Annotated in this window: 13 protein-coding genes; 1 reads left to right on the top strand and 12 read right to left on the bottom strand. The window is 71.9% G+C overall.

Translation table 11 applies throughout. From position 1 onward, the window contains the following. Positions 1-73: 73 nt before the first annotated feature. The 6 genes from ligA to ACFVSN_RS34865 form a co-directional block, all read right to left on the bottom strand. Positions 74-2,377 carry an NAD-dependent DNA ligase LigA gene (gene ligA / locus ACFVSN_RS34890; protein ID WP_387957515.1) on the bottom strand — a complete coding sequence of 768 codons (2,304 nt, stop codon included), beginning with the start codon at positions 2,375-2,377 and terminating at the stop codon, positions 74-76. Positions 2,378-2,398: 21 nt separating this feature from the next. Next, positions 2,399-3,409 (bottom strand): methionine synthase, encoded by a 1,011-nt coding sequence (locus ACFVSN_RS34885; protein ID WP_387592050.1) that lies wholly within the window; start codon positions 3,407-3,409, stop codon positions 2,399-2,401. Positions 3,410-3,445: 36 nt separating this feature from the next. After that, positions 3,446-4,135 carry an SDR family oxidoreductase gene (locus ACFVSN_RS34880; protein ID WP_380505820.1) on the bottom strand — a complete coding sequence of 230 codons (690 nt, stop codon included), beginning with the start codon at positions 4,133-4,135 and terminating at the stop codon, positions 3,446-3,448. 13 nt (positions 4,136-4,148) lie between these two features. Next, the gene (locus tag ACFVSN_RS34875) at positions 4,149-4,673 is read right to left on the bottom strand and encodes a TIGR00730 family Rossman fold protein (protein WP_380441377.1); all 525 of its coding nucleotides are present in this window, start codon (positions 4,671-4,673) and stop codon (positions 4,149-4,151) included. A gap of 47 nt (positions 4,674-4,720) precedes the next feature. Next, positions 4,721-5,857: a tRNA 2-thiouridine(34) synthase MnmA gene (mnmA, locus tag ACFVSN_RS34870; protein ID WP_387592055.1), complete on the bottom strand. Its 1,137-nt coding sequence runs from the start codon at positions 5,855-5,857 to the stop codon at positions 4,721-4,723. Between the two features lie 170 nt (positions 5,858-6,027). Next, entirely contained in the window at positions 6,028-7,209 is a 1,182-nt protein-coding gene (locus tag ACFVSN_RS34865) for a cysteine desulfurase family protein (RefSeq protein WP_387592058.1), read from the bottom strand. A 176-nt stretch (positions 7,210-7,385) separates the two neighbouring features. On the opposite strand from ACFVSN_RS34865, the gene ACFVSN_RS34860 reads away from it, so the two are divergent. After that, a complete protein-coding gene (locus ACFVSN_RS34860; RefSeq protein WP_380441371.1) occupies positions 7,386-8,132 on the top strand; it encodes an IclR family transcriptional regulator in 747 nt (248 codons plus the stop codon). Here the strand turns inward: ACFVSN_RS34860 and ACFVSN_RS34855 are convergent. The 6 genes from ACFVSN_RS34855 to ACFVSN_RS34830 all read right to left on the bottom strand — a co-directional run bounded on the left by ACFVSN_RS34855 (position 8,068) and on the right by ACFVSN_RS34830 (position 14,917). After that, positions 8,068-8,727, bottom strand: a complete 660-nt coding sequence (locus ACFVSN_RS34855) for a trimeric intracellular cation channel family protein (protein ID WP_380441369.1) — start codon at positions 8,725-8,727, stop codon at positions 8,068-8,070. The two genes, ACFVSN_RS34860 and ACFVSN_RS34855, sit on opposite strands and share 65 nt — an antisense overlap. Positions 8,728-8,836: 109 nt before the next feature. Further along, on the bottom strand, positions 8,837-9,901 hold the full coding sequence (locus tag ACFVSN_RS34850; protein ID WP_380441367.1) for an ABC transporter ATP-binding protein: 1,065 nt from the start codon (positions 9,899-9,901) through the stop codon (positions 8,837-8,839). A gap of 34 nt (positions 9,902-9,935) precedes the next feature. Beyond that, a complete protein-coding gene (locus ACFVSN_RS34845; RefSeq protein ID WP_380441365.1) occupies positions 9,936-11,006 on the bottom strand; it encodes an ABC transporter ATP-binding protein in 1,071 nt (356 codons plus the stop codon). Continuing rightward, positions 11,003-12,013 (bottom strand): ABC transporter permease, encoded by a 1,011-nt coding sequence (locus tag ACFVSN_RS34840; RefSeq protein ID WP_387957498.1) that lies wholly within the window; start codon positions 12,011-12,013, stop codon positions 11,003-11,005. Before ACFVSN_RS34840 ends, ACFVSN_RS34845 begins: the two co-directional genes overlap by 4 nt. A gap of 99 nt (positions 12,014-12,112) precedes the next feature. Continuing rightward, positions 12,113-13,873, bottom strand: coding sequence for an ABC transporter substrate-binding protein (locus ACFVSN_RS34835; RefSeq protein WP_380498046.1), 1,761 nt, complete (start codon positions 13,871-13,873; stop codon positions 12,113-12,115). A 54-nt stretch (positions 13,874-13,927) separates the two neighbouring features. After that, positions 13,928-14,917 (bottom strand): ABC transporter permease, encoded by a 990-nt coding sequence (locus ACFVSN_RS34830; RefSeq protein WP_387957496.1) that lies wholly within the window; start codon positions 14,915-14,917, stop codon positions 13,928-13,930. Positions 14,918-15,149 lie beyond the last annotated feature (232 nt).

Genomic DNA, 15,149 nt, shown 5'->3' with positions numbered 1-15,149 from the left:
CTTTCACTGAACGGCACCCGGTGACGTTGCATCAGGACGATAACAAGACGGATTCGGCCACTCGCGGCTCGGGTCAGCCCTCGGCGGGGGCCTCCTCGGGGGCGTCCTCCGGGGTGTCCTCGGGAGCGTCCTCCGGGGTGTCGAGTCCCAGGTGGGCGCGGGCGGCGGCGGGCCCGTCGGCGAGCAGGACGGCGAAGCCGGCGTCGTCCAGGACGGCCAGGCCGAGCTGAACGGCCTTGTCGTACTTGGACCCGGGGTTGTCACCGGCGACCACGAAGTCGGTCTTCTTCGAAACCGAAACGGTCACCTTCGCTCCGCGCGAGGTCAGCGCCTCCTTGGCGCCGTCCCGGGTGTGCCCGGCCAGCGTGCCCGTCACCACCACCGTCAGCCCCTCCAGCGGGCGCTCCGCCTCCTCCTCGTCGGCGGGCTCCTCGACGAAGCGGACGCCGGCCGCGCGCCACTTCTCCAGGATCCCGCGGTGCCACTCCTCCTGGTACCACTCGATGACGGACCGGGCGATCGTCGGCCCGACCCCCTCGACGGCCGCCAGCTCCTCCTCGGTGGCCGAGAAGATCCGGTCGAGATCGCGGAACTCCCGTGCCAGCTCCTGGGCCGCGACCGGACCGACGTGCCGGATCGACAGGCCGTTGAGGAACCGCCAGAGCGGCCGGTCCTTCACCTTCTCCAGGTTCTCCAGCAGCAGGCCGGCCGTCTTCTTCGGCTCGCCCTTCTGGTTGGCGAAGAAGGTGGCGATCTTCTCCTTGCCGGTGCGGTCGTCCAGCTTGGGCATGCCGGTCTTCTGGTCGCGGACCAGCACCTTGATCGGCAGCAGCTGCTCCATCGTCAGCCCGAAGACGTCGCCCTCGTCCTTCACCGGCGCCTCGCCCGGCTCCAGCGGCTGGGTCAGCGCGGTGGCCGCGACGTAGCCGAGCCCCTCGACGTCCAGCGAGGAACGGCCGCCCAGGAAGGCGATCCGCTCCCGGATCTGGGCCGGGCAGAACTGGGCGTTGGGGCAGCGCAGGTCGATGTCGCCCTCGGACATCGGACGCAGCTCGGCGCCGCACTCCGGGCAGTGCGAGGGCATCACGAACTCCCGCTCGGTGCCGTCCCGCAGGTCCTCCACCGGCCCGAGGATCTCCGGGATGACGTCACCGGCCTTGCGCAGCACCACGGTGTCGCCGAGCAGGACGCCCTTGGCCTTGACGACCTGCTGGTTGTGCAGCGTCGCGTACTGCACCATCGAACCGGCCACCTTCACCGGCTCGGCCAGCACCGCGAACGGCGTGGCCCGGCCGGTGCGGCCGACGCCGACCCGGATCTCCGCCAGCCTGCCGGTGACCTCCTCCGGCGGGTACTTCCACGCGATCGCCCAGCGCGGGGACTTGGAGGTGGCGCCGAGGCGGCCCTGGAGGGCGATCTCGTCCACCTTGACCACGACGCCGTCGATCTCGTGCTCGACGGAGTGCCGCTGTTCGCCGAAGCGCTTGATGAACGCCCGCACCTCGTCGAGCGTCCCGACCACCTCGTTGTGCCGGGCGGTCGGCAGGCCCCACTGGCGCAGCAGGTCGTAGGCGTGCGACTGGTTGTCGATGTCGAAGCCGACCCGGGCGCCGATGCCGTGCACCACCATGTGCAGCGGGCGCGAGGCGGTGACCAGCGGGTCCTTCTGGCGCAGCGAACCGGCGGCGGCGTTGCGGGGGTTCATGAACAGCCGGATCAGCGCCCGGGGCCGCTTGCCCTCCTTGGCGCGCTCCTCGTTCTCCTGGCGGCGGCGCTCGTTCTCCTCCGCGAACGAGGCGTTGAGCGCGTCGAACGCCTCGGTCGGGAAGTAGACCTCGCCGCGGATCTCCACCAGCTCGGGGACGTCGTCGCCCTTGAGCTGCTGCGGGATCTCCTTGATGGTGCGGACGTTGGGGGTGATGTCCTCGCCCACCCGGCCGTCGCCGCGCGTCGCGGCCTGCACCAACTGGCCGTTCTCGTAGGTGAGGTTGACGGCCAGGCCGTCCACCTTGAGCTCGCACAGGTAGTGGTAGTCGATGCCGGCCAGCTCGCCCGCGACGCGCTCGGCCCAGGCGGCGAGCTCGTCGTCGTCCATGGCGTTGTCGAGGCTGAGCAGGCGCTCGCGGTGCTCGACCGAGGCGAACAGCTCGGTCGGGGCGCCGCCGACCTTCTGGGTCGGCGAGTCCGGGGTGACGAGGGCCGGGTGCTCGGCCTCCAGCGCCTCCAGCGCGCGCATCAGGCCGTCGAACTCGGCGTCGGAGACGACCGGGGCGTCCTGCTCGTAGTAGCGGGCGCGGTAGTCGGTGATCTCCGCCGCCAGCTCGGCGTGCCGCCTGCGCACCTCCGCCGGGACGTCCTCCCAGCCCTCGACAGCCACCACCGCAAGCCTCCTACGTTCTCATTCCGGGTTGTCCACCAGGCTCTGCGCCGCCCGCGCCGCGAGCAGCAGCGCCTTGCGCGCGTACGCCGGGGAGGCCCCGGCCAGCCCGCAGGTCGGTGTCACGAGCACACGACGGCCCAGCAGCTCCGGGGCGAACCCGAGCCTGCGCCACAAGGTCCTGACACCCTGGACACTACCGGCCGGGTCGGACACCTCCTGGTCAGTGGAGGGGACGACACCCGCGAGGATCGCCGTGCCCGCCTCGACGGCCTCGCCGAGGTCGTCGTCGGCGCGCTCGGTCAGCAGCGAGAGGTCCAGCGAGACGCCGGCGACGCCGGCCCGGCGCAGCAGCGGGATCGGCACGTCGGGCGCGCAGCAGTGCACGACGACCGGTGCGTCCAGGGCGCGGATCAGCTCGCGCAGCGCCTCCTCGGCGACCTGGCGGTCCACCGCGCGCAGCCGCTGGAAGCCGCTCGCGGTCTTCACCGAGCCGGCCAGCACGGCGGGCAGCGAGGGCTCGTCGAGCTGGAGCACCACCTCCGCGCCCGGCACCCGCCTGCGGACCTCGGCGAGGTGGCGGCGCAGGCCCTCGGCGAGGGACTCGGCGACGTCCCGGCAGGCGCCGCGGTCGGCGAGCGCCTTCTCGCCGTGCTTCAGCTCGATCGAGGCGGCCAGCGTCCACGGCCCGACGGCCTGGACCTTGAGCGGCCCCCGGTGGCCCTGGGTGTACTCCTCCAGCGCGTCGAGGTCCTCGCCGAGCCAGGAGCGGGCCCGCCGGGTGTCCCGGCCGGGGCGGTCGGCGAAGCGCCAGCCGCTCGGCTCGGTCTGCGCGAACAGCTCGGCCAGCAGGCCGGCGCTGCGGCCGATCATGTCGGCGCCCGGCCCGCGCGCGGGCAGCTCGGGCAGGAACGGCAGCTGCTCCAGCGCCCCGGTGGAGGTCCTGGCGGCCTCCCGGGCGTCGGTGCCGGGCAGCGAACCGACGCCGGTGGCGGCGCCGTGCAGGTCGGGGAAGGGGTGTGGGGTGCTCACCCGTCCGAGCCTAGTGCGCCGCCGACCGGCCCCGGATCAGTGGCCCGGGCGGACGGTGATGTCCGTGATCTCCGCGTCGCGGCTGGCGTCCAGGGCCGCGAGGACCGCCCTCGCGACGGACTCCGGCTCGATCCAGCGGCCGGCGTCGTAGGACCTGCCCTCCTGCTGGTGCACCTTGACCTGCATCGCGGTGGCGGTGCGGCCCGGGTACACCGAGGTGACGCGCACCCCGCCGGCGTGCTCCTCCTCGCGCAGCGCGTCGGCGAGCGCCTTGAGGCCGTGCTTGCTCGCCGCGTACGCCGCCCACTCGGCGCCGGCCCGCAGGCCCGCACCGGAGTTGACGAACACGACGTGCCCCTTGGCGAGGCGCAGCGAGGGCAGCAGGAGGCGGGTCAGCTCGGCCGGGGCGACGAGGTTGACGCCGAGCGTGTCGTTCCACACCTTGACCGGCAGGTCGCCGACCGGGCCGAGCTCGACCACGCCCGCGATGTGCAGCAGCGAGTCCAGCTCGACCGGCAGCTCCTGGTGGCCGAGGGCCCAGGCGAGCTTGGCCGGGTCGCCCAGGTCGCCGACCAGGGTGCGGGCGCCGGGGAAGCGCTCGCGCAGCTCGGCGGCGCGGCGGGCGTCGCGGGCCAGGAGCCAGAGGTCGTCGCCGCGCTCGGCGAGGCGCCCGGCCAGGACGGCGCCGATGCCGGAGCCGGCGCCGGTGATCAGATGTGCAGGCATGGGGCCGATCCTCTCAGGACTTGAGCTGTGCGAACACCTCGGCGGGCGTGTCCGCGAAGGAGATCAACTCGCCGAGCGGGCGCGGCAGGAAGCCCTCGGCGTCCATCCGCTCCAGCTGGAGGCGCAGGCCCGAGTAGAACCCCTCGCTGTCGAGGACGACGACGGGCTTCTCGAACATCCCGTGCTTCTTGAGCTCCAGCACCTCGGTGACCTCGTCCAGCGTGCCCAGCCCGCCGACCAGCACGACGATGGCGTCCGCGCGGGCCGCGAGCTCCGCCTTCCGCTCGGCCAGGTCGCGGGTCATCACGAGCTCGTCGGCGCCGTCGTACCCCTTGTGCTTCAGCATCTCGACCATGACGCCGACCAGCTTCCCGCCGGCCGCCTTCACCCCGTCGGCCAGCAGGCCCATCAGGCCGGCGTTCGAGCCGCCCCACACCAGGGTGTGCCCGCCCTCGCCGAGGAGCCGGGCGAACTCGGCGGCGGGGGCGGTGTAGCGGTCGTCGAGCGAGTACGCGGAGCAGAAGACAGTGATGTTCATAGTGTCGTCCGGTCTATCACGCGGACCGGGGACCGCTCACCGGGGTTTCAGGCCCGGACGGCCGGGCGCTCGGTCGTCGCGATGGTCGCGGAGCCGACCACCCGGGTGCCGTCGTACAGCACCACGGCCTGGCCGGGGGCGATGCCGCGGGCCGGCGAGTCCAGGTCGACGCGGAGCTCGCCGTCCACGACGGACGCCGAGACCGGCACCTCCTCGCCGTGCGCGCGCAGCTGGGCGGTGTAGCGCCCGTCGGCGGCCGGCTCGCCCCCGCACCAGCGCGGGCGGATCGCGGTCAGCCCGACCACGTCCAGGCCCTCGGCCGGGCCGACCGTGACGGTGTTGTTCACCGGCGAGATGTCGAGCACGTACCGCGGCTTGCCGTCCGGCGCCGGGCGGCCGATCCGCAGGCCCTTGCGCTGGCCGATGGTGAAGCCGTACGCGCCGTCGTGCTCGCCGAGCTTGGTGCCGTCCACGTCGAGGATGTCGCCGGTCGCGGTGCCGAGGTGCTTGGCGAGGAAGCCCTGGGTGTCGCCGTCCGCGATGAAGCAGATGTCGTGGCTGTCCGGCTTCTTGGCGACGGCCAGGCCCCGGCGCTCGGCCTCCTCGCGGATGACGTCCTTGGTGGTGTCGCCGAGCGGGAACAGCGAGTGGGCCAGCTGGTCGGCGTCCAGCACGCCGAGCACGTACGACTGGTCCTTGGCGGCGTCCACCGCGCGGTGCAGCTCGCGGCGGCCGTCCGGCAGGTCGACGATCCGGGCGTAGTGGCCGGTGCAGACGGCGTCGAAGCCGAGCGCGACCGCCTTGTCCAGCAGCGCGGCGAACTTGATCTTCTCGTTGCAGCGCAGGCAGGGGTTGGGGGTGCGGCCGGCCGCGTACTCGGCGACGAAGTCGTCGATCACGTCCTCGCGGAAGCGCTCGGCGAGGTCCCACACGTAGAAGGGGATGCCGATGACGTCGGCGGCGCGGCGGGCGTCCCGGGAGTCCTCGATGGTGCAGCAGCCGCGGGCGCCGGTCCGGAAGGACTGCGGGTTCGACGACAGCGCCAGGTGGACGCCGGTCACCTCGTGCCCCGCTTCGGCGGCACGGGCGGCGGCGACGGCGGAGTCGACCCCGCCGGACATCGCCGCGAGCACGCGCAGACGGCCAGTGGACGGAGCGGTCGGGGCACCCGGGAAATCAGTCATGATGCCCCCAAGCGTACGTGCTGCCCCCGGTGTTCCCCGAGCCGATATCGGGCCTCCGCCCGGGGCCCGGGCCGACGACGGACGCCGGCTCGGGGGCCGCAGGTCGACAGCGCCGGGGCGCGCGCCTTCGACGGGCGTTCAGACCCCCGAAGTGCGCGCCCGCGGAGCGGCTAGCGGCGGACCGACATCGGGCCCGCGTTGCGGGCGCGTTGGACGGCGGGGGCGATCGCCTGGGCCAGGGCCTTCACGTCGTCCTGGGTGGAGGTGTGGCCGAGAGAGAAGCGCAGGGACGCGCGCGCCAGGAGCGGGTCGGCGCCCATCGCCAGCAGCACGTGGCTGGGCTGCGGGACGCCCGCCGAGCACGCGGAGCCGGTCGAGCACTCGATGCCCTGGGCGTCGAGGAGCATGAGCAGGGCGTCGCCCTCGCAGCCGGGGAAGGAGAAGTGCGCGTTGGCGGGCAGCCGGCCCTCGGGGGCCGGGTCGCCGTTGAGCACCGCGTCGGGCACGGCGGCGAGCACCGAGGCGATCAGGTCGTCCCGCAGCGCGCCGAGCGCCGCCGCGTGCTCGGCCCGCCGTTCGACGGCGATGGCCGCGGCCGCCGCGAAGCCGGCCGCGGCGGGGGCGTCGAGGGTGCCGGAGCGGACGTCGCGTTCCTGGCCGCCGCCGTGCAGCAGCGGAACGGGCGCGGCGCCGCGCGAGAGCAGCAGCGCGCCGATGCCGAACGGGCCGCCGATCTTGTGCCCGGTGACGGTGACCGCGGTGAGCCCGGAGTCGGCGAAGGACACCTCCACCTGACCGAGCGCCTGCACCGCGTCGGCGTGCATCGGGATGCCGAACTCGGCCGCCACGGCCGCGAGTTCCCGCACCGGCTGGACGGTGCCGACCTCGTTGTTCGCCCACATCACGGTGACCAGGGCGACCGAGCCCGGGTCCCGTTCGATCGCCTCGCGCAGCGCCTGCGGATGGACCCGCCCGAGCCCGTCGACCGGCAGGTACTCGACGGTGGCGCCCTCGTGCTCGGAGAGCCAGTGCACCGCGTCGAGCACCGCGTGGTGCTCGACCGGGCTGCACAGCACCCGCGTGCGGGCCGGGTCGGCGTCCCGCCGGGCCCAGTACAGGCCCTTGACGGCGAGGTTGTCGGACTCGGTACCGCCGCCGGTGAGGACGATCTCGCTCGGCCGGGCGCCCAGCGAGTCGGCGAGCGACTCGCGGGCCTCCTCGACGACGCGGCGGGCCCGGCGGCCGGCCGCGTGCAGGGAGGAGGCGTTGCCGACGACACCGAGGTGCGCCGTCATCGCGGCGATCGCCTCGGGCAGCATCGGCGTGGTCGCCGCATGGTCCAGGTATGGCATAACCATCAGATTGTAGAGGGCCGTCCCCGGCACCGTTCCCGGCCTGCGCACCAGAATGCGACCTGATCCGAAAGACCCGTCCGAGCCGGGACCGCCGCGTCCGGCGCCGGTTTGACCCACTGCGCCGTCCGGTGGTTAGCCTGACGGACACTTCTCGTCGGAACTCGGGGGACGCCATGTCGCAGTCGGTCGACCGCGCCCTCACGCTGCTCGGCTCGCTCGGCGACGGACCCGTGACCCTGGAACAGGCGGCGACCAGCATCGGCGTCCACAAGTCCACCGCGCTGCGCCTGCTGCGCACGCTGGAGGAGCACGGCTTCGCGCAGCGCCAGCCGGACCGGCGCTACCGCCTGGGCGGCCGGCTGCTGTCGCTGGCGCACCGGGCGCTGGAGGAGATCGACGTCCGCCAGGTGGCCGCGCCGTACCTGGCCGCGCTGAACGCGCGCAGCGGACTCACCGTCCAGCTGGCCGTGCTGGAGGACGGCGAGGTGCTGTACGTCGACGAGGTCGCCGGGCCCGGCGCCCGGCGGCCGTCGCGGATCGGGCGGCGCGCGCCGGCCGCGGGGACGGCGATCGGCCGGGTGCTGCTGGCCGGGCGGCCGGAGGACGGCGCCCGCGAGGAGGAGCTGCCGCCGGAGCTGGCGGCGGTGCGCCGCCGGGGCTGGGCGGCGGAGTCCGCCGAGCACCGCGAGCCGGTGACGTGCGTGGCCGCGCCGGTGTCGGGCAGCGGCGGGCGGACGGTCGCGGCGTGCGCGGTGAGCGCGCCGGTGAGCGAGGTGCCGCCGGGCGAGCTGGCCCGGATGGTGCCGGAGCTGCTGTGCACGGCGGAGGCGATCTCGCTGGCGTACGGCGGCTCGCCTACTCCTCGCTGGTGCGAGAACCGTTGCGGTGCCAGGCCCGCGGGGCGCGCCAGCCGTACTTGAGGGCGAGCATCCGCAGCACGAAGGCGGTGAGCGCGGCGGCGGTGCCGGTGGCGCCGGTGAGCCGGTCGAGGCCGATCAGCACGGCGACCAGGGCGGCGCCGACCAGGGCGGGCACGGCGTAGATCTCGCGGTCCCAGCGCAGCAGTGAGGGGATCTCCCCGGCGAGGACGTCCCGGACGACGCCGCCGCCGGCCGCGGTGACCATGCCGAGCGCGACGGACGCGACGGCGCCGAGCCCGTAGTCGTGGGCCTTGGCGGTGCCGGTGACGCAGAACAGTCCGAGCCCGAGCGCGTCGAGCGTCTGGACGGCGCGGTTGATCCGCTCGACCTCGGGGTGCAGGAAGAAGACGACGAAACCGGCCGCGAGCGGCGTCAGGAAGTAGCCGAGGTTGCTGAACGCGGCGACCGGGGTGGCCCCGATGACGAGGTCGCGCATGACACCGCCGCCGAGCGCGGTGACCTCGGCGAGCACGCAGATCCCGAAGATGTCCATGTTCTTGCGGACGGCGAGCAGCCCTCCGGAGAGGGCGAAGACGAAGATGCCGACGAGGTCCAGCGACTGCTGCACGTCGGAGGGGAAGATCTGCGAGGTCACGGGAACAACTATGACCTGCGCGGACCTCCCCCTCCGACGTCCTCCGGCGCCCGGTGCGTCAGGCCGTCGCGTCCACGAGGGTGCCCGTCCGGGTGTTCTCCGGGCCGTGCTAGTCGTTCCCCTCGCTCTGCTCGGGGAAGTGGCACGCCACTTGGTGCCCGGTCCGCATGACGGCCAGCGGGGGCTCCTGTGTGGCACAGATCTCCTGCGCCTTCCAGCAGCGGGTGCGGAAGCGGCAGCCGCTGGGCGGGTTGATCGGCGAGGGGACGTCGCCCTTCAGCAGGATGCGCTCGCGGCCGGCGCGCTGGCGGCGGCGCGGGTCGGGCACCGGCACCGCGGACATCAGCGCGGTGGTGTAGGGGTGCATCGGGTTGCGGTAGAGCGAGTCCCGGTCGGCGATCTCGACGACCTTGCCGAGGTACATCACGGCGACCCGGTCCGAGACGTGCCGGACCACCGAGAGGTCGTGCGCGATGATCAGGTAGGTCAGGCCGAGCTCGCGCTGGAGGTCGTCCAGCAGGTTGACCACCTGGGCCTGGATCGAGACGTCGAGCGCGGAGACCGGCTCGTCGGCGACGATCATCTTGGGCCGCAGGGCGAGCGCCCGGGCGATGCCGATGCGCTGGCGCTGGCCGCCGGAGAACTCGTGCGGGTAGCGGTTGTAGTGCTCGGGGCTGAGCCCGCACAGCTCCAGCAGTTCCTGGACGGCCTTCTTGAGCCCGCCCTCGGGCACCGCGTTCTGGAGCTTGAACGGTGCGCCGACGATGGTGCCGACGGTGTGCCGCGGGTTGAGCGAGGAGTACGGGTCCTGGAAGATCATCTGGATGTCGCGGCGCAGCGGCCGCATCGCGCCGACGCCCAGGTGGGTGATGTCGGTGCCCTCGAACTCGATCGTGCCGGCGGTCGGCTCGTCGAGCCGGGTGACCAGTCGGCCCATCGTCGACTTGCCGCAGCCGGACTCGCCGACGACGCCCAGCGTCTCGCCGGCGTTGACGGTGAAGTCGATGCCGTCGACGGCCCGCACCGCGCCGGTCTGGCGCCGCAGCAGCCCGCCGCGGATCGGGAAGTGCCGGGTCAGACCGGTCACCTTCAGCAGCGGCTCGCGGTCGGAGGCGGGCGCCGGCGACGCCCCGTTCAACTGTGCCTGGGGCGCGGCCGCCTGAGTGTCCGTCATCGGTTCTCTCCAGAAAGGTGGTACGAGGCCGGGCTCACAGCCGGGGCGCGATCTCTTCGGCGAAGATGCGGTGCCGCTCGGCGGCCGCGAGGTGGCAGGCCGCGTGGTGCCCGGGCGCGGCCTCGGCCAGCACCGGGACCTCGCTCGTGGAGCGCCCGCCGGTCTGCCCGGCGTACGGGCAGCGCGGGTGGAAGGCACAGCCGCCGGGCACGTTGATCAGGCTGGGCGGCGTGCCCTTGACCGGGACGAGCCGGTCCTGGAGCTCCCGGTCGAGGCGCGGCATGGAGCCCAGCAGGCCCCAGGTGTAGGGGTGTTCGGGCGCGTCGAAGAGGGTCTCGGCGGGGCCGCGCTCGATGCACTTGCCGCCGTACATGACGAGGATGTCGTCGGCGAGCTCGGCGACCACCCCGAGGTCGTGGGTGATGATGATGACGGCGGAGCCGAACTCCTCCTGGAGGTCGCGGATGAGGTCCAGGATCTGCGCCTGGACGGTGACGTCCAGGGCGGTGGTGGGCTCGTCGGCGATCAGCAGGGAGGGGTCGTTGACCAGGGCCATGGCGATCATCGCGCGCTGGCGCATGCCGCCGGAGAACTGGTGCGGGTAGTCGTCCACGCGGCGGTCGGGCTGCGGGATGCCGACGCGGTCGAGCATCTCGATCGCGCGGGCGCGGGCCGCCCGCTTGGACGCGTCCGGGTGGTGCACCCGGTAGGCCTCGACGATCTGCGCCCCGACCGTGTAGTAGGGGTGCATCGCGGTCAGCGGGTCCTGGAAGATCATCGCCATCTCGCGGCCGCGCAGCTGGCGCACCCGTTCCGGGCCGGCCGAGACCAGTTCCTCGCCGTTCAGCCGGATCTCGCCGCTGATCCGGGCCCGCTTGGAGCGGTGCAGGCCCATGATGCCGAGCGAGGTGACGGACTTGCCGGAGCCGGACTCGCCGACGATGCCGAGGGTGCGGCCCTTGTGCAGGTCGAAGCTGACCCCGTCCACCGAGCGGACCAGGCCGTCGTCGGTGTCGAAGTGGATCCGCAGGTCGCGGACGGAGAGGAACGGGTCGCCGGCCGGGGTCTGCGCGGCGGGCGCCGTGGTCTTCTGGAGCTCGGTCACGAGAGCCTCACCCGGGGGTCGACGAGGGCGTACAGGAGGTCGACCACGAGGTTGCAGACGACGATGAAGAAGGCGGCGAGCAGGGTGACGCCGAGGATCTTCGGCAGGTCGTTGTCGGAGATCGCCTGGACGGCGAAGGCGCCGACGCCCTGCAGCGAGAAGACCTGTTCGGTGATGAGCGCACCGCCGAGGAGCAGGCCGAGGTCCATGCCGAAGATGGTGACGACGGGGGTGAGCGCGGCGCGCAGCCCGTGCCGGGTGACGACCTTGCGCTCGACCAGGCCCTTGGCCCGGGCGGTGCGGATGTAGTCCTCGCTCATCGTCTCCAGCATCCCGGCGCGGGTGAGCCGGGCGTAGAGGGCCGAGTAGAGGAAGGCCAGCGAGATCCACGGGAGGATCAGGTTGCGGGCCCACATGATCGGGTCGTCGGTGAAGTCGACGTACTGGAGGTTGTCCAGGATCGGCCACTCGTAGCTGAAGACCGTGAGCAGCAGCGCGCCGGTGAAGAAGACCGGCAGCGAGACGCCGGCGAGCGAGATGCCCATGGCGATGCGGTCGAAGACCGAGCGCGGCTTGAGGGCGGAGATGACGCCGGTGGTGACACCGGAGACCATCCAGAGCACGGCCGCGCCGATGGCCAGCGAGAGCGTGATCGGGATGCGCTTGGTGAGCTCGGGCCAGACTTCGAGGTGGTTCTTGAAGGAGTAGCCGAAGCACGGTACGTGGCAGGTGACCGGGTCCGGGCCGAACTTGTACTCGGCGCCGCCGACCAGGCCCTTCAGGAAGTTCCAGTACTGGGTGTACAGCGGCTGGTCGAACCCGAGGTTACTCTTGACGGCCGCGATCGCCTCCGGCGACGGGTTCTTCCCGACGTACTGGGCGGCCAGCTGGTCGGCGGTCTCGCCGGCGATGCGCGGGAGCAGGAAGAAGATCGCGAAGGTGACCGCGCTGACCACCAGCAGCAGTACGACGGCCGCGAATGTCCTGCGGATGATGTAGGCAAACACAGTTGGGCGGCTCCGGCGGCCCGCCACCGTCCGGGGTCTGCCGGACGGTGGCGGGCGCCGCTGCCTTCACCTGCCTTCAGGGATGCGGAGCCAGGCTCTTTACTTGGTGGTGCCGATGTTCAGGTAGTCGTACTGGCCCGAGAAGGCCGACGTGGAGACCAGGTTGGTGGCGTTGTCCGGGCGGTACAGGAAGACCTTGGCGTACATCAGCGGGACGTAGACCGCCTGGTCCATGATCTTCTTGTCGATGTCGCCGTAGATCTTCTCGCGGGCCGCCTGGTCGGTGTTGGCGATCGCGTCGTCCAGCAGCTTGTTGATCGCGGGGTCGTTCAGCTGGGCCAGGTTGCTGTTGCCGGAGGCCTTGATGGCGCGGCCGTCGGCGATCTGCTGCAGGAAGCCGTAGCCGGTCGGCCAGTCGGCGCCCCACTGCATCATCATCAGGCCGATGTTGTGGTCCTGGGTGAACTGCGGGGAACCGGCGTTGTCCGAGAAGTACTTGCCCTGCGGGTACTTCTGGATCTCGACGTTGATGCCGACCTTCTTCAGCGCGGCCTGGATCGCGGTCGCCGCCTGGATCTCGGGGTCGCGCTCGGTGCGGGCGGAGATCACGGTGCTGAAGCCGTCCGGCTTGCCGCAGGCCTTGAGGGCGTCCTTGGCCTTGCCCTCGTCACCCTTGTTGTCCGGGGTCGCCCAGGTGTTGAAGTCCTGGTGGCCCGGGATGTCCGGCGGGAGCACGGTGCTGGCGATCGCGCCGCGGATCGGGCCGCCCTCGACGGTCTGCACCGAGAGCTTGTCGATCGCGTACTGGACGGCCTTGCGGCACTCGACGTTGTCGAACGGCGCGACCTTGGTGTTGATCGCGGTGTAGATCAGGCGGCCGCCGTAGGAGCTGTCGCTGCTGGCCTTGAGCTTCGGGTTCTGCAGGATCTGCGCCTGGGTCTGCGGGTCGACGCCCAGGCCCACCAGGTCGACCTGCGCGTTGCCGGCGATCAGGTCCTTGTCGATGGTGGCCTGGTCCATGCCCATCTTGACCACGATCTTGTCCGCGAGCTGCTTGCGGATCGGGTCGGTGCTCGGGTCCCAGTTGGTGTTCGGCACCAGGGAGAGCTGCTTGCCGTCGTCGTAGGACGCGAACTTGTAGGTGCCCGAGGAGACCACGTGCTTGACGTAGCCGGCGCCGTCGTCCTTGGCCTGCGGGACCGGGACCGTCTGCGGGGCGCTGACCAGGTAGTCGAAGTCCGCGAACGGCTGCTTCAGGTGGAAGACGATGGTCAGGTCGTCCGGGGTCTCGATCGAGTTCAGGCCGCCTTCCTTGTCCTTGTACGGACCCTGGTAAGGCGTGGCGTTGTCGACCAGCAGGTCGTGGAAGTAGGTCGGGCCGTTGGAGTTCACGTCCGGCGCGAAGTTGGAGCGCTCGACGGCGTACTTGACGTCCTTCGAGGTGATCGCGGAGCCGTCGTCGTACTTCAGGCCGGGACGCAGCTTGTACGTCCAGGTCAGGCCGTCGGCGCTGGGCTGGCCGAGGCCGGCCGCGAGGTCCGGGACGAGCTTGTTGCCCTGCGCGCCGGGGCCCGGGGCGAAGGTGGTCAGCGGACGCCCGTACAGGCGCGAGAAGTTGTAGATGTAGGCGTAGTAGGTGTTGCCCGGGTCGAAGGAGTCCGGGGTGCCCTTCATCTCGTAGGTGACCGTCCCGCCCTTCTTGTCCGAGGCGTTGACGACCCCCTTCGTGGCGGCGTCGGCGCCGCCGCCGGCCGCGCTGCTGGAGGAGCCACCTGTGGTCTTGCTGGACGTGCATCCGGTCACGACGAGGACTGCGGCAGCTGCCACCGCGGTCAGCGCGACGGTACGGGACCTACGCATGGGTGAGATCAACCCCTTGAGGATGTGGAAACGGTGAAGGTTCCTGACGCAGGGTCAGTTGCTCTTGGGATCGAGGGCGTCACGCAGCCCGTCGCCGAGCAGGTTGAAGGCGAGCACGGTGAGGAAGATCGCCAGACCGGGGACCACCATGAACTGGGGGTCCACCTGGTAGTACTTGATCGCGTCGTTGAGCATGCCGCCCCAGGAGGCCTGCGGGGGCTGGATGCCGACGCCGAGGAAGCTGAGGCCCGCCTCGAAGAGGATGTTGGTCGGGATCAGCAGGGTCGAGTAGACCAGGATCGGACCGACCAGGTTGGGCAGCAGTTCCTTGAACAGGATGAACGGGCCGCGGGCGCCGAGGCTGCGGGCCGCGTGCACGAACTCCCGCTCGCGCAGCGAGAGGGTCTGTCCGCGCACGATCCGGCCCATGTAGGGCCAGTTGAAGAAGCCGATCACGAAGATCAGCACCAGGAGGTGCAGCGGGAGGCCGTGCAGGCCGAACGCGCCGCCCTGCAGCGAGGTCGAGATCGCGATCGCGAAGAGCAGCAGCGGGAACGCGAGGAAGACGTCCATGATCCGGCTGATCAGCGTGTCCACCCAGCCGCCGTAGTAGCCGGCCATGACGCCGAGCACGGTGCCGATCGTGTTGGACAGCAGCGTCGCGCCGAAGGCGACCAGCAGGGAGACCCAGGAGCCCTCGATGACACGGGCGAGCAGGTCGCGGCCGGTGAGGGGGTCGACGCCCAGCGGGTGGTCCCAGCTCATGCCGCCCCAGTCCCCGAGCGGCAGACCGCCGAGGTTGGCGTCCAGCAGGTCCTGGTTGAAGGCGTCCGGGTCGAGGCCGAACAGTCCCTCGATCGGCTTGGCCAGCACGGCGAGCAGGATCAGCAGGATCACGACGATGCCGCCGGCGACGGCCAGTTTGTCCCGTTTGAAACGGGTCCAGGCGATCTGGCCGAGGGAGCGGCCCTCGATCTTCTGGGCCGGGCTCGCGGGGGCGGGTGCCTCCGGATCGTTCCCGGCGGTGGTGACGGATGTGGTCATGTCAGTAGGTCCCCTCGCCGACGGTGGCCGGCCCACGGGTGCCGGTCGCCGGCTTCGGCGGTGCGGCTATGCGGACGTGCGGAGGTGCTAAGGAGCGGGGTTTCGCGGCAGTGCGGCAGTGCGTCGTGCACGGTGCACTGCCACCACGCGGGATGGGCGTCGCGTGGCTGGAGCGGTCGGCGTGCGCGTTGACCTTTGTGGGGTTCCGAGTTCGCGCGGTGCGTTGCGCAGA

Source organism: Kitasatospora sp. NPDC057904 (assembly GCF_042887925.1).
In the GTDB taxonomy this organism is placed as follows: domain Bacteria; phylum Actinomycetota; class Actinomycetes; order Streptomycetales; family Streptomycetaceae; genus Kitasatospora.
This window is presented reverse-complemented; position numbering and strand designations above follow the sequence as displayed.

What these genes read in the sequence shown, in the direction of transcription:
- ACFVSN_RS34850 (WP_380441367.1), bottom strand. Translation starts at nt 9,901, where the DNA reads ATGACGGACACTCAGGCGGCCGCGCCCCAGGCACAGTTGAACGGGGCG.
- ACFVSN_RS34880 (WP_380505820.1), bottom strand. Translation starts at nt 4,135, where the DNA reads ATGCCTGCACATCTGATCACCGGCGCCGGCTCCGGCATCGGCGCCGTC.
- ACFVSN_RS34865 (WP_387592058.1), bottom strand. Translation starts at nt 7,209, where the DNA reads ATGCCATACCTGGACCATGCGGCGACCACGCCGATGCTGCCCGAGGCG.
- ACFVSN_RS34835 (WP_380498046.1), bottom strand. Translation starts at nt 13,873, where the DNA reads ATGCGTAGGTCCCGTACCGTCGCGCTGACCGCGGTGGCAGCTGCCGCA.
- ACFVSN_RS34830 (WP_387957496.1), bottom strand. Translation starts at nt 14,917, where the DNA reads ATGACCACATCCGTCACCACCGCCGGGAACGATCCGGAGGCACCCGCC.
- mnmA (WP_387592055.1), bottom strand. Translation starts at nt 5,857, where the DNA reads ATGACTGATTTCCCGGGTGCCCCGACCGCTCCGTCCACTGGCCGTCTG.
- ACFVSN_RS34875 (WP_380441377.1), bottom strand. Translation starts at nt 4,673, where the DNA reads ATGAACATCACTGTCTTCTGCTCCGCGTACTCGCTCGACGACCGCTAC.
- ACFVSN_RS34860 (WP_380441371.1), top strand. Translation starts at nt 7,386, where the DNA reads ATGTCGCAGTCGGTCGACCGCGCCCTCACGCTGCTCGGCTCGCTCGGC.